Here is a 20,331-nt window from a genome sequence, read left to right as displayed (position 1 = left end):
TGTCGCGCTCCATTTTTAACTGGCGATTCTCACGGCGCAGCCGCGTAAGCTCCTGCCGCTCGGCCGTGGTCAGCCCGTCATGACGCACCCCAGCATCACGTTCGGCTTGCGCAACCCAGTTGGTGATGGTCTGCGCCGTCGGTTCGAACTCGCGAGCGAGCTCCTGCGGTGTGCGCCCGGCCTTGACCAGTTCCACCATCTGCGCCCGGAATTCCGCCGGGTACGGTGTACGAGTCTTGCCCATTTCGGCACCTCCTGTAAAAGGATAGGTGTCCGTTTTGCCGGGTCAACTTCAGTTTAAACGGAGTGAATACCGCGCGAGCGGTTTCGTTCCCTGGCCGACTTGAGCCCAATGCCCATGGCGCGGAGCTGATGAACGTTGTTGCACTGCTGACGACGTTGCGGACACCGCGGCTTGACGCCAGTTACTCAGCGCCCATGCGTCGCATGCGCCCCGCGCGCCTTCTCCCGGCGCCATGCGGCAGGTGGTTTGCCGACAACCCGCTTGAACGCCCTGACGAACGCTGCTTCCGAGGCGTAACCGACTTCCAGTGCTACCGAACCAACCGTCGCATTTGTGTTTCGTAAAAGCGTCGCGGCCACCTGCATTCGCCAATTGAGCAGGTACTGCATCGGGGGTAGCCCGATCATCTCCAGAAATCGCTCATGCAATGCCGACCGTGACAATCCGACCCGGTCGCCCAACTGCTCTACCGTCCATTCCTTTGCCGGGTCATCGTGCACAAGCGCAAGCACGCGACCAACGAAGCGGTCCCGAAGCCCCGCAGTCCAGCCCCTGCTCTCCTCCGGCAACATGTCGATATATCGGCGCACCGCATCGACGAACATCATTTCGCTCATGCGCTCGAGCATCGCCTCGCCACCCGGCCGCTTACTCCGGGATTCCGCGACGGCCTGATGCATGAAGTGGGTGATCCAGTCCTGCCCGCCCGTCGATGTGAGGTGCAATAGCCGCGGCAGCGTATCGATCAGCGGATTGAACGGTCGTAGGTCGCAACCGAGGAATCCGCACACCAGCCCTGTCTCGTAACGTTCATCGCAAGGCATGTCGCCGTTGCCCTCGACCGCATCCAGATTCAACGTGAAGGGTAACTGGTCGACTCTTTCAGACAATCCAGCGACATTTGCCTGTGCTCGCATGCCAGGCGCGCTTGAAATGACGTGCGCGTCCCCATGCGGAAAAAGGATGATGTCGCCGCACTCGAGACGGACGGGTGCCTCGCCGACTATCGCGCCCCAACAACTTCCCCGCGTGACGACGTGATATTCCATCACGTGCTCCGACTCCGGCATGACGGCATCGGCGATCTCGCGAGCGGGAGGCGCTTCCGCGGCCCAGTTCCGGCTGCCATTGACGCGATAAAAGAGCGCCCCACGCAGGCGTACGGTGCGCAGCACATCGGAAAGGGTGTCGTGGCTCATATCGGCCTCTCATGAGCCATGTGGCCTCGCGTCATACGTTCGGCCATCGGCGTTCAACCTGGGCCGCCCTTGGCCTCAATGTGCACCATTGTGTCCAAGACTGTGCGATCAAGTTTGCCGGAGTCGCGGCATGCCTCGCAAGTCGCCGCGCTGTAACGGAAGACACGCGAGCAATTCACGACGACTTGCGGAAAGGTGCGACGAAAACCGCCACGACATACTGCACTTGCTCGCCAGTCAAGGCGATCCTCGAGACTTCCCGGAGAACGACGATGCAAGCTCTGAACATTATCTCAGCCGCCGATACGCGGCCCTTGGCGCAACCTGACCTGGATGCCATCAAGTCAAAGCAGCAAGCCACCTGGGCAAGCGGAGATTTTGCCGTAATCGGTACGACGTTGCAGATCGTCGGCGAGTCCCTCGCCGAGGCTATCGATGTGCGAGCCGGCGAACGCGTGCTCGATGTCGCAGCGGGCAATGGCAATGCCACCCTCGCCGCCGCCCGCCGGTTTGCCCACGTGACATCGACAGACTACGTCCCCGCCTTGCTCGAGAAGGGCAAGGCACGGGCCGACGCCGAAGGTCTGGAGGTTGTTTTCAAGGTCGCCGATGCAGAAGATCTTCCGTTTGAGGACGCCAGCTTCGACGTTGTGCTGTCCACCTTCGGTGCGATGTTCACGCCGGATCACACGCGTCCCGCCAGGGAAATGCTGCGTGTGCTTCGCGACGGCGGACGCATCGGACTGGCAAACTGGACGCCCGAAGGATTCATTGGCCAGTTGTTCAAGGTGATCGGCGGCTACTTCCCTCCGCCCGCTGGGCTCAAGTCCCCCGCGCTCTGGGGAACCGAGCCACACATCGTCGCTCTGTTTGGGTCCGAGGCCACCGACATACTGTGCCAGCGCAAACAGTTCAATTTTCGCTACCGCTCCGGGGCGCATTGGATCCAGGTCTTTCGCGAATTCTACGGACCGGCACTGAAGGCTTTCGCCGCGCTCGACCCGTCAATGCAGGCGGCACTGGAGCAGGACATCGCAAACCTGCTCGATCGGTTTAACGTCGCGGGGACGTCGTCGCTTGTGGTGCCGGGTGAATACCTCGAAGTTGTGATTCGCAAACGTTAGGGCGCGAGATCAGTCGCTGCACGCGGGACTGCCGCCTTGACGCCATCATTTCTCTTGCCGCATCGATGGCGTAAAGGTGATTCCTACCAGCAATCCTTCCGGCCCGATGAAGCGACTGACGGTCTGGCCCCACGGCTCATTCCGGTTGCTGACCAGCATCCGATACCCTCGTGATTCAAGTTCTCCCGTAGCCGCTTCGACGTTGTCGACATCAAACTCAATCCAGGCTTGCGGGATGGATAGGTCACGAGGCCACAAATCCGTGCCGAAGCACGACTGAGCGGCCTGAGAGAGCGGCCACAAGGCGAAGGTGTTTGCGCCTTGCAGACTCTCCGTATGGAGGTAGCCGCCTTTCTCTTCCTTGAAGGGGATACCGAAGGCCCGACTGTAGAGTTCGCGGCTTGCCTGGGCTTCAATCACAATCGGGCCGAAGCCTGCGATGAACAAGGCTGTGGCTTTCGGGATCTTTTCCATGGCTTCTCCTTGCCGCGAATGAGCGGCACCATGAGGAACGAACATGTCCGCCCGCGCCCGTCGAACTGATATGGCGGTCAGTATTCAGGTAGCGCGGTGCATGGACGAGTGTAGGCCTGTTTCAGGTGCGCGGCAGGCATCCCCACGCGGCAGCGAAAACGGCGATCGGGCGGGTTCGGTAGCGCTCGCGGCATCGACTGTGTCACGTAATAGGCGTACTGCTGACGCTCGATTGTCCCTTTCCGACTTTAGTCAAGCGGCCCGTAGATGGCCGACTAGAGATGTCAGCATTCTTCGACAATCGGGCAACCCGGCGAGCGCCATGCAATTCGCCGATATGCTCCCCGGAGCAATTCTTCATCGCGAAAGGTCTCGAAAACTTCTGCTGGGGACCAGCAGGGACCTGCGGCGAAACAGAAGTCGTGTGCGCGAAGTCGATCGAACAGCGCCGCTTTTCTCGATCCGTCGAGCCTGACGCGCTGGCGCAAGCGCCTGGGAGAAGCCGGCGTTGAAGAACTGCTGGCCGAGACGATCGAAGCGGCGAAGCGCGCAAACGTGATCAAGGCCTCAAGCGCGAAACGCGTGATCGTCGACACGACGGTCATGCAAAAGGCGATCGCCCATCCAACCGATTCGCGCCTGCTCGAACGGTGTCGCGAACATCTGGTGAAGGCTGCGGCACGGCACGGATTGAAGCTGCGGCAGAACTACAATCGCGAGGCGCCGCACCTGGCGCGTCAGATTGGCCGCTACGCCAATGCGAAGCAGTACAAGCGCATGAAGAAGACGCTGCGCACGTTGCGCTCGCGCGTTGGGCGGGTGATGCGTGACGTGGGCATTGTCACGTTGGCAAGGGCGGTCGAGTTTAGATGACCAGATGACAAAGACCAACGGTCACCGGTTCCCTGCGGCGGTCATTAGCTGCGCGGTGCGTTGGTACTTCCGGTTTCAGTTGAGCCTGCGCGACATCGAAGCGTTGCTGTTCGAGCGTGGCGTCGTGGTCCGTTATGAAACGATCCGGCGTTGGTGCGATAAATTCGGCACGGGCTTTGCGCATCGCGTTAAGGCTTCCCGGCGCAAACCTGGCGCGACATGGCACCTCGACGAGGTGTTCGTGACGCTGCGCGGCGAACCCTGGCCGCTGTGGCGTGCGGTCGACCAACACGGCGTCGAACCCGATATTCTTCTCCAGAAGCGCCGCGACAGGACCGCGGCGAAACGGTTCTTCAAGCGCGCGTTCTTGCCTCCTGTGCCGAAGCACCGCGCAAGATTGTGACCGACCAACTACGCAGCTATCGGGCCGCGAAAGCCGAAATCGCCGAGCTGGCGAACGTCAGGCATGTCTTCGTCAAAGCCAGTGCCCGGGTGAACAGCCGCGCCGAAAACAGTCATCAGCCCACGCGGGAACGCGAGCGTCGGATGCGTGGTTTCCGAGTCCCTCAACGCACCCAGGCGTTCCTGTCGAGCTTCGGCCCGATCCGGCAGCTCTTCGCGCTCAAGAGACATTTGCTACGCGCCTCCCTTTATCGCAACCCACTCGCCACGCGCTTTGTCGCATGGCGTCACTTCACTGAGCTCACCCAAGGTTCGTCCGCTTTCTGAGAGCACGGGCTCCCTCTCCGTCATTGCGTCGCGAACAACTCAACGTGCTAGACCCGCCGGGACGAATCATTCGTGTGCGTTTTTCAAGTACCCGCAGCACGGATCGCCCGCGCGGCCCGTTAGCGTCCCGGGCTCACTCGCCTGATGGTGAGGAAGCCTCAACCGCGGGCAGCCAAAGTGACCACAATCAGAGCCGAAAAGACCAGCGCCGGGGCGAGATGCCGGAATGGCTCTCGATTTCGCACCAACGTGAAGAGCGCGCCTATCATGATCGCACCGGCCAACGTTAGGCCTAAGACTCTGGTTTGTTGCCCAGGAAGAAGTGCCGCACTGAGCAGCTCGAGCGCGCCACAGAGCAACTGAAACCATGCCGGATAACCCCAGCGTGCGAAGTCGCGCTTCACCGCGCCGGGTCTTGCGAGATTGACCACGCCAGCAACCGCGAACAGAACCGCAACGATCATCGCGAGGGTCGATTCGAGAGACGCACTGTTCCACGCCATCGTCATGCTCCGTTAATTTGCTGAAAGTGTTTTTGTGCAGAGAGGTCCGCAATCAGGCCGGGGCCATGGGGTTTCCACGCAAGAACTCGCCGGGCATGCTGGCCGCTTACTGTCTGGTCGAGCGCCAGTGCGTCAGCGAACGGCCCAAGCGATTTGCGAGCATCGTCGAGCGGCCAGAGTTCGACGCGATCGGCGCCGACCGAGGCCCGAATCGCTTCACCTATTTCGGCAACGGCAACGGCATCTTCCGCGACCACGTTGAAGATCTGTCCCGTGACTCGACCGTCTCCGGTTGCCGCCTGCTCCACCGCGCTTAGGTAAGCCGTGGCGAGATCATCGACGTGAACGGCAGGCCAGTGATTGCGACCATCGCCGACGACCCTCACACTGCCAGTCTGACGGACCATCCCGGCAAGCATGCCGAAGATGCCGCCACCGTAGCCGTGCACCATCGCCGGCCGGAGAATCACCGCGGCAATCGAACGGCTCGCTGCCAGCGCCTGCACATGTTGCTCCACTGCGGGCCGCCAGGCGACGAGTGGTGTCGGGTTGAGCGCCGATGCTTCAGTCGCGGGCTCCCCCGCCGTATTGCCGTAGACCCAGGTGCCCGACGTATAGACAAACGCCGCGCCCGGCTGCAAATGAGAAAGCATCGCTACAACCGCGGCCTCATCAGCAACAGCGGCAGAAGCATCGTTGGTCGACGCGATGTGCACTACGCCATCAGCGGCACCGGCAGTTACAGCGAAAGACTTTGGCTCACGCAGGTCGCCGGAATGCAGTTTCACACCGAGACGTGCCAGCGCGCTTGCCGCCGCCGACCTGTCCTGGCGCACCAGCGCCGTCACCCGATGGCCGAGGCTGATTGCCTTGCGCACGACCGCTTGCCCGATGTAGCCAGTACCGCCTGTAATGAACAGTTCCAAGGCGTTCTCCCAACGATTGCCTGCGAAGTTAGATAGTCACATAAACGAGACCAATAAGTCTCGTTTATGGAAATGTAGACGAGACTGCCCAGTCTTGTCAACTGCTCGGCGATCTGGTATTTATTTCCCATGAACGCTTCCTCTCTTCCTCGCCTGAGCCCGCTGCAACGCCGCAAACGGTCTGCCATCCTCGATGGCGCGAAAACCGTTTTTTTAAGCCAGGGTTTCGGCCTGGCAACGATGGACGATGTCGCGGCGGCCGCTGGCGTCGGCAAACAGACGGTCTACCGTCACTTCAGGTCGAAGGAGGCGCTCTTCGTTGGTCTGGTGAGCTCGATGTGCGCTCAGGTAGGTGGAATTCTTGCCAGCGCTCAGGACGAGCAATCCGATGGCTCACCCGAAGTCGAGTTGCGCGAGTTGGGATGGCTGTTGGCACAAAACCTGATCACGCCCGATAATCTGCGGCTTTACCGGGCCATCGTTGCTGAGGCCGAGCGTCTTCCGGAACTCGGCCAGGTGTTCTACGAAAATGGTGCAAAGGTCGTGCGTGCCGTCGCCGCAAAAATTCTGCGAAAGCGATTTGACGAATCGACTGCTGCATTGCGGGCAGCGACATTCGTTCAGTTGGTGCTGGGCGACGCGTATCTGGAACTGACAATTGGCTACACGGTGCCCAATGTCGAAGCGCGCTTTGCGCTGCAGATCGACGAGGCAGTGGCGGCTGCACTTCGCTAAGGAGCGCCGCATAAGATGCGAGCCACTGCATGCAGAGCGCAGCAGAGTGTAGCGCGGAAAGCAAGACACGCGTTTCCGAACGTACTCGGCACCGGTTTCCGCACGATCCAGGCGCGTTTCTAAAATTGTGAGTGTCGTTTTGTGGCCCGCACTGCGTCGGTCACTCCTGAGCGCGAGGCGGCCGGTTGACACCGACCCTGAACCGCCGTACAGGGTCGCGTCACCACAACGTCCGCTGCGGACGTACAAGCGTCGCTCGCCCGACGGACTCGGCTTAATGCACGCCAAAATCTGACTGAAGTCTTCTCAGCTTCGACGGGGTGACGTTGAATTCGCGCTTGAACCAATGTATGAGATGCGAGCTGTCTGTAAAGCCGCACTCGTATGCGATCTGCGTAATCGACCGGTCGCTGTTGACCACCATCCATTTTGCGGCATTCAGGCGCATGCCCCTCCAATACTGAAGGGGTGCGACACGAAGATGCTTCCTGAAAAGTCGGGTAAGTTCGCGCTCGGTCGTTCCGATCGCTTGTGCGATGCCGGCAATTGAACCTGGCTCAAATGTTCGTTGCCTCATCAAGCCGACTGCATTCACGACCCGCCGGTCCGGGCAATGCAGGCCGATCTCCGAGTCTTCTTTCATAGCCTGGATTTCTTCGAATCCTCTATCGGCCAGCAGATAGTGAAGCGCCTTGTGTGAGCGCGTATTCCCACAGTTGGTCGTAACCAGGTGCATTGCAAGGTTGATTGCCGCGAGACCGCCCGGGCATGTAATGAATCCGCCATCCACTACGACAGGGGCATCCGTCACAGCGATGACGTCCGGAAAGTTGCTCTGCATCGCTTGCGCGAGCGAGAAGTGAACAGCACATCGCTTTCCGGTCAAATATCCTAGTTCCGCAAGAATGAATTGGCCTGTGCAGAGCCCGACGACAGGGATGCGTGCTTCAACGCAGGATTGTATGAATCGGTAAAGCTCGTCCGGGATTGGCTCGGCACTATGCAACAGACCTCCGTGCACGACAACGTAGTCATATGCGGACGGGTCGCCGAAGAGTCTGGTCGGAAGCATCGGGAAACCGCAACTCGATCGGATCGGCAACATCTCGTGAGACAGAAGGTCCCACGAGCAGTAGATTTGCCTGCTGAAGTCCGACTCGTCTGCCGACAGTCGCAGAAATTCAACAAAGCACGAAAGCGACATCAGGGTGAAGTCCGGAGTCGGCGCGATGCCAATTCTGAGCGGCGCATCGACCTCTGGCGCGGACTTGCTCGGCCGCAGAAAAGAGTAGTCGCCCCGCATTCGTTGCCTCCATCACCGTGCCGCCGATTGTCCGAAACATACAATTTTTTTGAGGCATGGGCAATTATAGTTTTCCGCATCAACACGCAAACGGCACGGAGGCGCCATCTTGAAGATCACGAAGATTTCTCTCTACCAGGTAGACCTGCCCCTCAAAGAGGGTTCCTATAGCTGGTCCACGTTTTCGTTTGCCTCGTTCGACTCGACCGTGATCGTCGTCGAAACGGACTCTGGACTCACCGGTGTCGGCGAGATTTGCCCGCTCGGACCGTCCTACCTGCCCGCCTATGCTGAAGGCGCTCGCGCGGGCCTCATCAAGATTGCCGAGGGCTTGATCGGGGAAGATCCGTGTCAGATTGGTCGGATCAATTTCCGGATGGAAGAGCTCCTGAAGGGTCATCCGTATGTGAAGTCAGCGTTGGATATGGCCTGCTGGGACATCCTGGGCAAGGCGACCAGCCAGCCGGTCTACAACCTGCTCGGTGGGCGTCTGCAAGACGACGTCAAGCTCTTCAAGGTGGTGAGTCGGCAAGACCCGGATGCCATGGCGAAAAAAATCCGGGAGTATCAGGACCAGGGTTTCAAACAGTTCCAGATGAAGGTCGGTGCGGGCGCAGATTCGGATATCGAGCGCATCCGCAAGGTGTCTGCTGAACTGCGCTCCGGCAATGTCCTGGCGGCAGATGCGAATACCGGTTGGAGACAGCACGAAGCGCTGCGCGTTGTCAAAGCGATTCGGGACGTCGATATCTACATCGAACAGCCGTGCCCCAGCTATGAGGAATGCCTCACGGTCAGGCAACACACCGATCATCCAATGATCCTCGACGAGTGCATGGAAGACATTCGCTTGCTGATGCGTGGCTGGCAGGATCGAGCGATGGACGTGGTCAATCTCAAGGTGAGTCGTGTAGGCGGTCTAACGAAGGCCAGGCAATTCCGGGATCTAGCCGTGACAATGGGAATTTCGCTCACCATTGAAGACTCGTGGGGCGGAGAAATTGCGACTGCCGCGCTTTGCCATCTCGCTCACTCGACACCATCCGGTTTTCACTTCCAGTCGTCGGCGTTCCATGAGTACCACAGTCTCACTGTCGCTTCGGGGGGGCCGGAACTGAATGACGGTTACATGTCAGTCTCGGCTCAGCCAGGTCTTGGCGTCTCGCCCAAAATGGACGTGCTCGGTGATCCTGTTGCCGTTATCGGTCAATCGGCTTGATACGGATCGCGCACGGAGTAAAGCGCTCGATGATTTTCGCAATCGAGCGCTCACTCCCACCGACGCTGCACAGAAGTAGCTTTTCGACCCGCTGGTTCAAGAACCGGACTTTCGCAAAAACAGAGGAAGTGACCAGATGAGCGCTGTGATGTTGTCCGCGCGAGATATTCGTTCAGTCATGACGTGGGAACGCGCTATTGAGGCACTTCGTGACGGTCATCTCGGTGCGCGGCCTCGCACTGAGGATCTGCTCCTTCAAAGCGGTCCGTTCAGCGTGTTTTCGCGAGGCGTCGTGCTTCCCGGCTATGGAGCAGGTGTCAAGGTCTGTTCTATCTATCCTCCAAACGCACATAGAGAGAACCCGCTGCCGACCGAGGACGCTATCTTCATTGTGATCGACGAAGACAAGAAGTCCATCTCGTGCATACTCGATGGCCCGGAAGTCACGCGCTGGAAGACCGCTGCAGACTCGGCGCTTGCATCTGCGATATTGTCGGCCAACGACAGCAAGACGTTGCTCGTAATCGGAGCGGGGCCTATCGCACTGGCGTTGGCGCAGGCGCATATTCATGTCAGGCCTTCCATCGAGCGGATCATGCTATGGAACCGCACTCCGCAGAAGCTCGGCAACGTCGCTCAATCATTGCAGCAACCAGGGCGGACGATCGAAGTGGTGACGGATGTTAACGATGCCGTATCGCAAGCAGATATCATCTCCGCCGCCACGGGCTCGGTCAGTCCGATCATCAAAGGTCGGTTCTTGAAACGCGGTGCACATGTCGATCTCGTCGGCGGATACCGGCCCGACATGCGCGAGGCTGATGACGACGTGATTGAACAATCCGATGTTTTTGTGGACTTCAGAGACACCGCAGTCGAGGCTGGAGACATCATGCAAGCTATTGCCAACGGCTCGCTCGCCCGAGGCGATATCAAGAGCGATCTCTTCGAAATGGTTCAGACTGCGCCACAACGAAGCCGGAAGGCGACGGTGTTCAAGAACGCGGGGGGAGCGCACCTGGACCTTCTCATAGCACTAGCGGCTGCCAAAGAATCGGGTGCCGGCGTATAACAGCGGTCCCGAAGACCTGCTCTGTCCTGCAGAAGAAGTCAACGAGACGAGGGGCCTCCATCGGCTCCGCGTCGCGTCGGACGCTTCAGATGGATCCGTCCTGCTGGAATAGGCCACAGAAAGATCTAGCTCATGTCGAAAATGCAGCCTTTCGCTGACCGATTGCTTGCCCAGATGCCTTCTCTTAGAGCGCTGAGGTGCTTCGTGACGGCCGCGCGTTATGAAAGTTTCACGCAGGCGGCTGAAGTTCTCTGTGTCACGCAGGGAGCAATAAGCCGTCAGATCAAAGAGCTAGAGGATTCGCTGGATATCGTCCTCTTCGAACGTTCAGGTCGGCACATCGCGCTCACGGAAGCCGGTAGGATCTTATACAACGCGGCCTATCTGTCCATCATGAACATCGCGGAGTCGGTCGAGGCGCTGCGTCGGCGTGAAAGAAGCGTACTGATCCTCTGCGTGTCTCATGCATTTTCCGCGTTATGGCTCGCGCCTCGCCTTGCGGCATTCCGAAAACGGTTTCCGGATGTGAGGCTTCATATAGTCGTCACCGATGATTACAAGGAGTTCGAAGGACTCATCGACCCGGACGTGATAATTACAAAAAACCCGCCGCGGGAACCGGAATATACGGCCGAAAGACTTTTCCACGACATTGTATATCCCGTTTGCAGCAAACAGTTTCTCGAGGAGAACTATCGCGGCAAGAGCCTTTCGCCACTTGATTTGCTCAAGCACAGCACGCTGAGCCTCTCTCCGCTTGGCCGAACGCATCTCGGTGAGCACGTCGACTGGTGTGTGTGGCGAAACTGGTTCCAGCAAGGCGATATCGGCGTGCGGTTCATAGGAGGCGAAAACCTCGAAAGCAACGACTATCGCCTACTTGTATCTCAGGCGGAAGCTGGCGAAGGCACGCTACTGGGGTGGCACCATCTGGTTCACCGTCAAGTCGAAAAAGGCCTTCTCGTAAGACCGGTTGAAGAATGTCTGGTCTTCCATGATAGGCACCATCACCTTGTCGCACATAAGAGCGCACAGGAGCGAACGGAATACCAGCTTTTCCGAGCCTGGATCGCGACGGAAGTGGATGAGATGCAGTCCAGCTGGTGTGGATTTGCCCCTGCATGACCGGACACGCGGTCACGCTTCGGTTGGTGAAGTTGCGCGCTGGCGGAATTCGCGTGGAGAGCAGTATTTCAGGGCGCTGTGCGGATGCGACTCGTTGTAGTGTATATGAACGCCTCCCTTTGCGAGAGGCTTCGGCTGGCATTCAAGAACAAGACGGGCATTGCTGCTGCCCACCGCGACCTTGCCGTCGTGTCGCCGCGAGGACGGGGTATGGCGAGGACGGTGTGCAAGTCGCAGGTTGTGGGCGCGCATGACGCGATACACCCGTTTTGCATTAACACGTGGACGGCCCACTGCGTCGCGACGGCGTCTGAGCAGCGCCCATGCACGCCGGTAGCCGTATGTCGGCAACCAGTTCCTGAAGCTCCGCAACAAGCGGCTTGTCGTCTATGGTCGGCGTCTTGCGACGGTCGACCCGATCGGACTGTCGCCTTGATTTGACTGCGAGATTCGAACGCGACATACCCAGGACTTCACAAACCGTCTTCATCGGTTGTCCCCCGGCAGCAAGGGTCCTTAGCTATCAGTTGGGCAAATGAGTGCTCGTCAAGGCACCCGATTAGTGCGCGTACGCCCGGCCATATCGCCGCTGCGCCTCAACGTTGTGCACGATCGATTCGCTGCAAACGCGAATCGACGTAGTGACAGCGATGGCATGCTTATCGCTTAGACAAGAGCAGGAGCCGGTGCTGCATCCGGTTTAGCAGTCACAATCTGGCAAATGGACGACTAGGGTTCCGGTCCGCATCGATGCACTCGATGTGCGACGCTGGTCCGAGAGTTGTCGACCTCGGACGAGGTTACACGGCGGGATAAAAGCCCGGGAGAGAACGCGATGCGTCGCGCCGCTCCTGCCGTCGATAACCGTCCCTGCGAGGTCAACCTCATGCGCAAGCTCCGTTTTTTCGCCGCTGCCGCCGTCGCTCTCTCCCTTTGCATTTCCACTCCGTCATTCGCTCAAGCCCGCAAGGACTTCAAGGTGTGCTGGACCATCTACGCCGGCTGGATGCCGTGGGGCTATGCGAAGACGCAGGGCATCATGTCCAGATGGGCGAAGAAGTACGGCATCAACGTCGATGTCGTGCAACTGAACGACTACATCGAATCCATCAATCAATACACGGCCGGCAAGTTCGACGGCTGCGCGATGACCAACATGGACGCGCTCACCATTCCGGCAACGGGTGGCGTGGATAGCACAGCGCTCATCGTCAGCGACTATTCGAACGGCAACGACGGCGTGCTCATCAAGGGCATGGGCAAGAAGGTCGCCGATCTCAAAGGCCAGTCCGTCAATCTCGTCGAACTCTCCGTCTCGCACTATCTGCTCGCGCGCGCGCTCGAATCGGCCGGGATGAGCGAGCGCGACATCAAGACCGTCAACACGTCGGACGCCGATATCTCCGGCGCATTCGCCACGCCCACGGTTCACAACGCCGTCACATGGAACCCGATGCTCGCCGATCTGAAGGCAAAGCCCAACGTCACCGAAGTGTTCGATTCGAGCAAGATTCCCGGCGAGATCATGGACATGATGGTCGTCAACACGAAGACGCTTCAGGACAACCCCGCGCTTGGCAAGGCGCTGACGGGTGCATGGTTCGAGATCATGCAGCTGATGCACGGCACGTCGCCCGACAGCCAGTCCGCGCTCACGTCGATGGCCAAGGCGTCGGGCACCGACCTCGCCGGCTACAAGGCGCAACTGTCGACCACGGCACTCTTCTACACACCGCAACAGGCGCTCGACTTCGCCACGAGCTCGAACATGCCGAAGATCATGACGCGCGTCGCGCAGTTCTCGTTCGATCACGGCCTCCTCGGCAAAGGCGCGCCCAACGCGGGTGCCGTCGGCATGGCGTTCGACAACAACGTGATCGTCGGCAGCAAGAGCAACCTGAAGCTGCGTTTCGATCCGACGTATGTGCGCATGGCCGCGCAAGGCAAGCTGTGAACGCCGCTTCATTCTGACCAGGAGAGGCCCATGCGGCTCATCAACCGACATCCTGGCCGCACCGGCAGTCTGATGCTGTTGCTGCTGCCCTTCATCGTGCTGATCGCGGTGTACTTCACGGGCTCGTCGCTGCGGCTGCAGGCGAACCCCGACGACAAGCTGTTGCCGAGCGCCGCACAGATGAAGGACGCGCTGCACGAATACGCGTTCACCGAAGACAAACGCACGGGCGAATACATGATGTGGGACGACACCGTGTCGAGCTTGAAGCGCCTCGGCATCGGTCTCGTCGCAAGCGCCGCACTCACGCTCGTGTTCGGCATCGTAACGGGCAGCATCCCGCTCGCGGGCGCAACGCTGTCGCCGATCATCACCGTGATATCGATGATTCCGCCGCTTGCGGTATTGCCGATTCTCTTCATCGTGTTCGGTCTCGACGAGTTGTCGAAAGTCGTGCTGATCGTGATCGGCATCACGCCGATGATGATCCGCGACCTGCAGCAGCGCACGCGTGAAATTCCCGAAGAACTGTGGATCAAGGCGCAAACACTCGGCGCATCGAGCTGGACGCTGATCCTGCGCGTGATCGTGCCGCAGTTGCTGCCGCGCCTCCTGATCGCATTACGGCTTGCGCTGTGTTCAGCGTGGCTCTTCCTGATCGCAGCGGAAGCAATTGCATCGACAGACGGTCTCGGCTATCGCATCTTTCTCGTGCGCCGTTATCTCGCGATGGATGTGATCCTGCCGTACGTCGCGTGGATCACGCTGCTCGCGTGGCTGATCGACGAAGCGCTGCGCCGCGTCACGCAATGGGCGTTCCCCTGGTACAACGGGGGCCGCGCATGATCGAGATCCGCAACCTGTGGAAGCAGTACGGCGATCAGGTCGTGCTCGAACGGCTGAATCTGCGTATCGCGGAGGGCGAGTTCTGTTCGATGGTCGGCGCATCGGGCTGCGGCAAGTCGACGTTTCTGCGGCTGCTGCTCGGCCAGGAACGTCCGACGCGCGGCCGGATCCTGCTCGACGGCGAGCCGCTGCCGCCCGAGCCGGACCCGCATCGCGGCGTCGTGTTCCAGCGTTATTCGGTGTTCCCGCACCTGAGCGTGCTGCGCAACGTGATGCTCGGCCTCGAACTGCCGCATGCGCCCTTCACGGGAAGACTGTTCGGCGCGCGCCGCCGTCTTGCGCGCGACGAAGCCATCGCGATGCTCGCGCGCGTCGGCCTCTCCGATTCGCTCGACAAGTACCCGCATCAGCTGTCGGGCGGCATGCAGCAACGCCTCGCGCTAGCGCAGGCGCTCGTGATGAAGCCGCGCGTGCTGCTGCTCGACGAACCGTTCGGCGCGCTCGATCCCGGCATTCGCCGCGACATGCACGAACTGCTGATCGCGTTGTGGCGCGAAGCGAGACTGACCGTCTTCATGGTCACGCACGATCTGAAAGAAGGCTTCACGCTCGGCAGCCGCGTGCTGGTGTTCGACAAGGTGCGCATCGATCCGCAAGCGCCGCAGGCCTACGGCGCGCGCATCACCTACGACATTCCGCTCGAACGCAACGGTGTGCGCGAACCGCAGGCGGCCGCGGCGATTGCGCCGCTGCTTGCCGTGCCCGCATGAACCGTGCGCTCCGTGCGAACACAACAAGGAAACGAGATGAACGATATCAACGCATCATTGCTGGAAGAAACCGTGCCGGGCGGCGGCCACGCGTCGCTGATCGTCAGGCGCGGCCAGTTGCTGCGCATCACCGATCTGCGCGGCGGCGCGAACGTGAGCATGCTGCTCTTCAATGCCGCCGAAAAAAGCGAACGCCTGAACCTGCCCGACACGCTCAAGTGCCAGCACACCGCGAAGCTGACCAAGGGCCATTGCCTCTATTCCGACATGGGCCGCGTGCTCGCCGCGATTGTCGCGGATACGTGCGGCTGGCACGACACGCTCGCGGGCGTGTCGAACGCGGCGGAAGTGCTGGAGAAATACGGCCAGGGCCGCTATCAGGAACTGCGCAACGCGTTCTATCGCAACGGCACCGACAACCTGCTCGTCGAACTCGGCAAATGGGGGCTCGGCATCGCCGATCTGCTGATGACGCTCAACCTCTTCAGCCGCGTCGATGTGACCGATGCGGGCGCACTCAGCTTCGTCCCGGACAATTCGAAGGCGGGCGATGACATCGAACTGTACGCGCCGATGAACACTCTCGTCGTGCTGACGGCGATCCAGCATCCGCTCGACCCGAACCCGGAATATGCGCCCAAACCCGTGAAGCTCACGCTGCGCGCCGCCGACCCGCAAGTGGCGGAAATCTGCCGCACGTCGTGCGATGAGAACACGCGCGGCTTCGTCAACACCGAACGATTCTTTCTCTGAGCACAGGCGCGCCATGACGACACAGACACTCACAGCCAGCACGCTCGACCCTGCGGACGCGGTCTTCCGCGAGACATTGCCCGCGGGCGAGCCGTGGCTCAAGGAACTGAAAGCGGGCCAGACACTGCGCATTCGCGACCTCGAAGGCAATCAGGCGATCGATACGCTCTTCTACAGCCTCGCCGATCCGCGCGAGCGCTACGACGCGCAACGCACGCTGCGCCGCCAGCAGCGCCTCTATCTGTCGACGGGCACCGTCCTCTATTCGAATCTCGGCAACCCGATGCTGACCATCGTCGCCGACACATGCGGACGTCACGACACGCTCGGCGGCGCGTGCGCGCAGGAAAGCAATACCGTGCGCTATGCGCTGGAAAAGCGCTACATGCACAGCTGCCGCGACAACTTCCTGCGCGCCTGCGCACACGACGGCCGGCTGTCGAAACACGACATCGCCGCCAACATCAACTTCTTCATGAACGTTCCTGTGACATCCGAGGGCGGCCTCACATTCGAAGACGGCATTTCCGCGCCCGGCAAGTACGTCGAACTGCGCGCCGAAATGGACGTGATCGTGCTGATCTCGAACTGCCCGCAGTTGAACAACCCGTGCAACGCGTACAACCCCACTCCGGCGGAGCTGACGATATGGAACTGACCGCGCTGCGTCTGTGGCTCTACACGCTGATGAAGGTTCGCGCCGAACGTTTCTTGCCGATTAACCGCGCTTCGCGCCGCGCTGAACGGCACGCGCGACACTGAACGCCGCTCGCTCCGAAACCCGGAAGCGACGCGGCCTGCCGCGGACGACCTCGGCACGCATGTCCACGTGGCGGGACGACCCGCCCACGCATTGAACATCCACTCATGTTCGATAAAGTCCTCATTGCGAATCGCGGTGCGATCGCCTGCCGCATTCTGCGCACGCTGCGCGAACTGAACGTCGAAGGCGTGGCCGTCTATAGCGAAGCGGATCGCGCGAGCCGTCACGTCAGTTTCGCCGATGCCGCATGCAGTCTCGGCGACGGCGCAGCGAGCGCAACGTATCTCGACATCGCGAAGATTCTGGACGCCGCGCGCGCGCAAGGCGCGCAGGCGATTCATCCGGGCTACGGCTTTTTGTCGGAGAACGCTGCGTTTGCCGAGGCTTGCGAAGCCGCGGGCATCGCGTTCATCGGACCGACGCCTGCGCAGTTGCGCGCATTCGGCCTCAAGCACACGGCTCGCGCGATCGCCGCCGGACAAGGTGTGCCGATGCTCGAAGGCACTGGCCTGCTCGACGATCTACGCGCGGCATTCGAAGCGGCCGAACGCGTCGGTTACCCCGTGATGCTGAAAAGCACGGCGGGCGGCGGCGGCATCGGCATGCGCGTGTGCCGCTCCGCCGAAGAGCTTGCGGCGCAGTTCGATATCGTGAAGCGCCTCGGACAGAACAATTTCAGCGATGCGGGCGTGTTCCTCGAAAAGTACATCGAGAAGGCGCGGCATCTCGAAGTGCAGATTTTCGGCGACGGCAAAGGCGCGGCGATCGCGCTTGGCGTGCGCGATTGTTCGGTGCAGCGGCGTAACCAGAAAGTGCTCGAAGAAACGCCCGCGCCGAATCTGCCCGACGGCGTCGAGGCCGCACTCTGCGATGCCGCGATCGGGCTTGCGCAAGCGGTCGCCTATCGCTCGGCGGGCACGGTCGAATTCGTCTACGACAGCGATGCCGCGCGCTTCTATTTTCTCGAAGTGAATACGCGTTTGCAGGTCGAGCACGGCGTCACAGAGCAGGTGTGGGGCGTCGATCTGGTGCGCTGGATGATCGAGCTTGCAGCAGGCACGCTTGCGCCGCTCGACGTGCTGTCGCGCGACCTGAAACCGCAAGGGCATGCGATCCAGGCGCGTCTCTACGCCGAAGATCCGGGCCGTGATTTCAAGCCCTGTCCGGGGCTTTTGACCGACGTGTCGTTTCCGTCAGCCGATGGCCGCGCATTGCGCATCGACACATGGATCGAAGCCGGTTGCGAAGTGCCGCCGTGGTTCGATCCGATGCTGGCAAAGCTGATCGCATGGCAGCCGACGCGCGATGCCGCACGCCGCGCGCTCGACGCGGCGCTCGAGGCCTCGCGCATCTATGGCGTCGAAACGAATCGGGACTATCTGCGCCAGATTCTCACTGACGCGCCATTCGCAAGCGGCCATCCGTGGACGCGCTGTCTCGAGGGTTTGCGCTATCGCGCATCGACGTTCGAGGTGCTCAGCGGCGGCACGCAGACCACCGTTCAGGACTATCCGGGGCGTCCGGGTTATTGGGCCGTGGGCGTGCCGCCTTCGGGCCCGATGGACGATCGCGCATTGCGCCTCGGCAATCGCCTGCTCGGCAACGACGCGCAAGCGGCCGCGCTCGAAATCACGATGAGCGGGCCCATGCTGCGCTTCAACGCGGATGCCGTCGTGGTCGTCACGGGCGCGACGCTGCCCGTCATGCTCGACGACATCCCACAACCGATGAACACGACGTTCTTCGTCGCAGCCGGTTCGACGCTCGCGCTCGGCACGATACGCGGCGCGGGCGCGCGCGCTTACCTGTGCGTCCGCGGCGGTCTCGACGTCGCGCAATATCTGGGCAGCCGCAGCACGTTCACGCTCGGGCAGTTCGGCGGACATGGCGGGCGGGCGCTGCGCGCGGGCGACGTGCTGCATCTTCATGTGCTGACCGATCGCGTCGCGGGCGCGACGTTGCCTGCAACGCTCGCGCGGCGCCTGGACGACGTGCGCGTGCTCCGTGTGGTCTACGGTCCGCATGGCGCGCCCGAATACTTCAGCGCGCGCTATATCGAACGGTTTTTCGATACGGACTGGGAGATCCACTTCAATTCGAGCCGCACGGGTGTCAGGCTCATCGGTCCGAAGCCCGGGTGGACGCGCGCCGATGGCGGCGAAGCGGGTCTGCATCCGTCGAACATTCACGATAATCCGTATGCCGTCGGCGCGATCGATTTCACCGGGGACATGCCCGTCATTCTCGGCCCCGACGGTCCGAGCCTGGGCGGGTTCGTCTGTCCCGTCACAGTGATCGAAGCGGACCTGTGGCAGATCGGCCAGCTCAAGGCAGGCGACAAGGTGCGCTTCGTTCCCGTTGACCTTGCGACGGCGCGCGCAGCGGCACTCGCGCGTGCCATGGAAATCGAAACGCTCGCAGAACAGACGCTGCCGACACGCACTGCAAGTGCGGCGCAACTGCAATCGCCAATTGTGCTGAACGTCGGCGAAGGCGACGAACGGCTCGTCGCGCGCCTGTCCGGCGACACGCATCTGCTGCTCGAAATCGGCCCGCCCGAACTCGATCTCGTGCTGCGCTTTCGCGGCCACGCATTGATGCAATCGCTCGAAGCGTCGCAGTTGCCCGGTGTCGTCGATCTCACGCCCGGCATCCGCTCGTTGCAGGTTCACTATCAGCCGGAGCAATTGCCGCTTGCCGCGCTGCTCGAACACGTCGCCTCGACATGGCAGCGCGTGCTGCTGCAAAAGGATTTGCGCGCGCCGTCGCGCGTCGTGCATCTGCCGCTGTCGTGGGACGACCCCGCTTGCCAGCTCGCCATCGACAAGTACATGACCACGGTGCGCAAGGATGCGCCGTGGTGTCCGAGCAATCTGGAGTTCATCCGCCGCGTCAACGACCTCGACTCGATCGATGCCGTCAGGCGCATCGTGTTCGACGCGAGCTATCTGGTGATGGGCCTCGGCGACGTCTATCTCGGCGCGCCCGTCGCAACGCCGCTCGATCCGCGCCATCGGCTCGTGACGACGAAGTACAACCCGGCCCGCACATGGACGGCGGAAAACTCGGTCGGCATCGGCGGCGCGTATCTGTGCGTATATGGGATGGAGGGTCCGGGCGGGTATCAGTTCGTCGGACGCACGCTGCAAATGTGGAACCGCTATCGCGCAGTGGCGGATTTCGCGGGACGTCCGTACCTGCTGCGCTTCTTCGATCAGATCCGCTTCTACGAAGTGCCCGCCGACGAGTTGCTGCGCATCCGCGAAGCCTTTCCGCTCGGGCGTTATCCGCTGAAGATCGAAGAGACCGAACTGTCGCTCGCGGACTATCAGGCGTTTCTCGAACGTGAAGCCGGCGAGATCGCACAGTTCCGCGCGCGCCAGCAGGCTGCGTTTCAGGCGGAACGCCAACGCTGGCACGAAGCGGGCAGCAACGAAGACGCGCTCGAACCGCCCATCGCGGCCGACACCGACATCGCGCCGCTCACCGACGGCCAGATTGCCGTCGATAGCGAAATCGCGGGCAATCTGTGGCAAGTGCGCGTCGAACCCGGCGCGACTGTCGAGGCAGGCGACGTGCTGCTCATCATCGAGTCGATGAAGATGGAGATCTCCGTCATTGCGCCGTGCGCGGGCACCGTCGGCGAGATTCATGTCGCGCCGGGTTCGCCCGTTCGCGCGGGGCAGCGCGTCGTCGTGATCGAACAGCGCGCCTGACAC

Annotated in this window: 17 protein-coding genes, 3 pseudogenes and 1 riboswitch; of the genes and pseudogenes, 13 read left to right on the top strand and 7 right to left on the bottom strand. The window is 61.1% G+C overall.

The annotated features are described in order from the left end of the window. Positions 1 to 244 (bottom strand): transposase (locus GCT13_RS38095; protein WP_152766407.1); only part of this gene is annotated, 244 nt, incomplete at its 3' end. 185 nt (positions 245 to 429) lie between these two features. Continuing rightward, complete coding sequence (locus GCT13_RS38090; protein ID WP_152767122.1) at positions 430 to 1,443, bottom strand: AraC family transcriptional regulator; 1,014 nt, start codon at positions 1,441 to 1,443, stop codon at positions 430 to 432. Positions 1,444 to 1,715: 272 nt separating this feature from the next. Between GCT13_RS38090 and GCT13_RS38085 the strand changes: the two genes are divergently transcribed. After that, positions 1,716 to 2,567: a class I SAM-dependent methyltransferase gene (locus tag GCT13_RS38085; protein WP_152767121.1), complete on the top strand. Its 852-nt coding sequence runs from the start codon at positions 1,716 to 1,718 to the stop codon at positions 2,565 to 2,567. Positions 2,568 to 2,612: 45 nt separating this feature from the next. Here GCT13_RS38085 and GCT13_RS38080 read toward each other — a convergent pair whose 3' ends face one another. Next, positions 2,613 to 3,041, bottom strand: coding sequence for a VOC family protein (locus GCT13_RS38080; protein WP_152767120.1), 429 nt, complete (start codon positions 3,039 to 3,041; stop codon positions 2,613 to 2,615). Positions 3,042 to 3,497: 456 nt separating this feature from the next. Here GCT13_RS38080 and GCT13_RS38075 point away from each other — a divergent pair. Both GCT13_RS38075 and GCT13_RS38070 read left to right on the top strand, forming a co-directional pair. Further along, a pseudogene (locus GCT13_RS38075) lies at positions 3,498 to 3,875 on the top strand (IS5/IS1182 family transposase); the annotation flags it as partial. Between the two features lie 43 nt (positions 3,876 to 3,918). Beyond that, a pseudogene (locus GCT13_RS38070) lies at positions 3,919 to 4,643 on the top strand (IS6 family transposase). A gap of 158 nt (positions 4,644 to 4,801) precedes the next feature. On the opposite strand, the gene GCT13_RS38065 reads toward GCT13_RS38070, so the two are convergent. Next, complete coding sequence (locus GCT13_RS38065; RefSeq protein WP_152767119.1) at positions 4,802 to 5,146, bottom strand: DoxX family protein; 345 nt, start codon at positions 5,144 to 5,146, stop codon at positions 4,802 to 4,804. 2 nt (positions 5,147 to 5,148) lie between these two features. Continuing rightward, a complete protein-coding gene (locus GCT13_RS38060) occupies positions 5,149 to 6,072 on the bottom strand; it encodes an NAD-dependent epimerase/dehydratase family protein (RefSeq protein WP_152767118.1) in 924 nt (307 codons plus the stop codon). A gap of 129 nt (positions 6,073 to 6,201) precedes the next feature. Between GCT13_RS38060 and GCT13_RS38055 the strand changes: the two genes are divergently transcribed. Further along, a complete protein-coding gene (locus GCT13_RS38055) occupies positions 6,202 to 6,807 on the top strand; it encodes a TetR/AcrR family transcriptional regulator (protein ID WP_152767117.1) in 606 nt (201 codons plus the stop codon). A gap of 274 nt (positions 6,808 to 7,081) precedes the next feature. Here the strand turns inward: GCT13_RS38055 and GCT13_RS38050 are convergent, their stop codons facing one another. Further along, positions 7,082 to 8,110: a GlxA family transcriptional regulator gene (locus tag GCT13_RS38050; RefSeq protein WP_152767116.1), complete on the bottom strand. Its 1,029-nt coding sequence runs from the start codon at positions 8,108 to 8,110 to the stop codon at positions 7,082 to 7,084. 109 nt (positions 8,111 to 8,219) lie between these two features. Here GCT13_RS38050 and GCT13_RS38045 point away from each other — a divergent pair, with 109 nt between their 5' ends. From GCT13_RS38045 to GCT13_RS38035, 3 genes are all read left to right on the top strand, one after another. Continuing rightward, positions 8,220 to 9,329 carry a cis-3-hydroxy-L-proline dehydratase gene (locus GCT13_RS38045; protein WP_152767115.1) on the top strand — a complete coding sequence of 370 codons (1,110 nt, stop codon included), beginning with the start codon at positions 8,220 to 8,222 and terminating at the stop codon, positions 9,327 to 9,329. Positions 9,330 to 9,465: 136 nt separating this feature from the next. Continuing rightward, positions 9,466 to 10,401 carry an ornithine cyclodeaminase family protein gene (locus GCT13_RS38040; protein WP_227747220.1) on the top strand — a complete coding sequence of 312 codons (936 nt, stop codon included), beginning with the start codon at positions 9,466 to 9,468 and terminating at the stop codon, positions 10,399 to 10,401. A 132-nt stretch (positions 10,402 to 10,533) separates the two neighbouring features. After that, complete coding sequence (locus tag GCT13_RS38035; protein ID WP_152767114.1) at positions 10,534 to 11,526, top strand: LysR substrate-binding domain-containing protein; 993 nt, start codon at positions 10,534 to 10,536, stop codon at positions 11,524 to 11,526. 153 nt (positions 11,527 to 11,679) lie between these two features. Here the strand turns inward: GCT13_RS38035 and GCT13_RS51650 are convergent. Next, positions 11,680 to 11,877, bottom strand: a pseudogene (locus tag GCT13_RS51650) (IS3 family transposase); the annotation flags it as partial. 367 nt (positions 11,878 to 12,244) lie between these two features. Further along, positions 12,245 to 12,355: riboswitch (guanidine-I (ykkC/yxkD leader) on the top strand. Positions 12,356 to 12,412: 57 nt separating this feature from the next. Between GCT13_RS51650 and GCT13_RS38025 the strand changes: the two are divergent. The 6 genes from GCT13_RS38025 to uca all read left to right on the top strand — a co-directional run bounded on the left by GCT13_RS38025 (position 12,413) and on the right by uca (position 20,328). Then, the gene (locus GCT13_RS38025; protein WP_193727863.1) at positions 12,413 to 13,480 is read left to right on the top strand and encodes a putative urea ABC transporter substrate-binding protein; all 1,068 of its coding nucleotides are present in this window, start codon (positions 12,413 to 12,415) and stop codon (positions 13,478 to 13,480) included. 30 nt (positions 13,481 to 13,510) lie between these two features. Beyond that, complete coding sequence (locus GCT13_RS38020) at positions 13,511 to 14,326, top strand: ABC transporter permease (RefSeq protein WP_152767111.1); 816 nt, start codon at positions 13,511 to 13,513, stop codon at positions 14,324 to 14,326. After that, positions 14,323 to 15,096 carry an ABC transporter ATP-binding protein gene (locus tag GCT13_RS38015; RefSeq protein WP_152767110.1) on the top strand — a complete coding sequence of 258 codons (774 nt, stop codon included), beginning with the start codon at positions 14,323 to 14,325 and terminating at the stop codon, positions 15,094 to 15,096. The genes GCT13_RS38020 and GCT13_RS38015 overlap by 4 nt, the downstream gene beginning before the upstream one ends. 36 nt (positions 15,097 to 15,132) lie before the next feature. Beyond that, entirely contained in the window at positions 15,133 to 15,849 is a 717-nt protein-coding gene (locus GCT13_RS38010) for an urea amidolyase associated protein UAAP1 (protein WP_152767109.1), read from the top strand. 13 nt (positions 15,850 to 15,862) lie between these two features. Next, positions 15,863 to 16,507: an urea amidolyase associated protein UAAP2 gene (locus GCT13_RS38005; protein WP_152767108.1), complete on the top strand. Its 645-nt coding sequence runs from the start codon at positions 15,863 to 15,865 to the stop codon at positions 16,505 to 16,507. A 209-nt stretch (positions 16,508 to 16,716) separates the two neighbouring features. Beyond that, complete coding sequence (uca, locus tag GCT13_RS38000; protein WP_152767107.1) at positions 16,717 to 20,328, top strand: urea carboxylase; 3,612 nt, start codon at positions 16,717 to 16,719, stop codon at positions 20,326 to 20,328. The last annotated feature ends 3 nt before the right edge of the window (positions 20,329 to 20,331 follow it).

Origin of the sequence: Paraburkholderia franconis, from assembly GCF_009362735.1 — a bacterium.
Classification (GTDB): domain Bacteria; phylum Pseudomonadota; class Gammaproteobacteria; order Burkholderiales; family Burkholderiaceae; genus Paraburkholderia; species Paraburkholderia franconis.
Note: the sequence above shows the minus strand (reverse complement) of the source record. Positions and strands in the feature narration are given on the sequence as shown.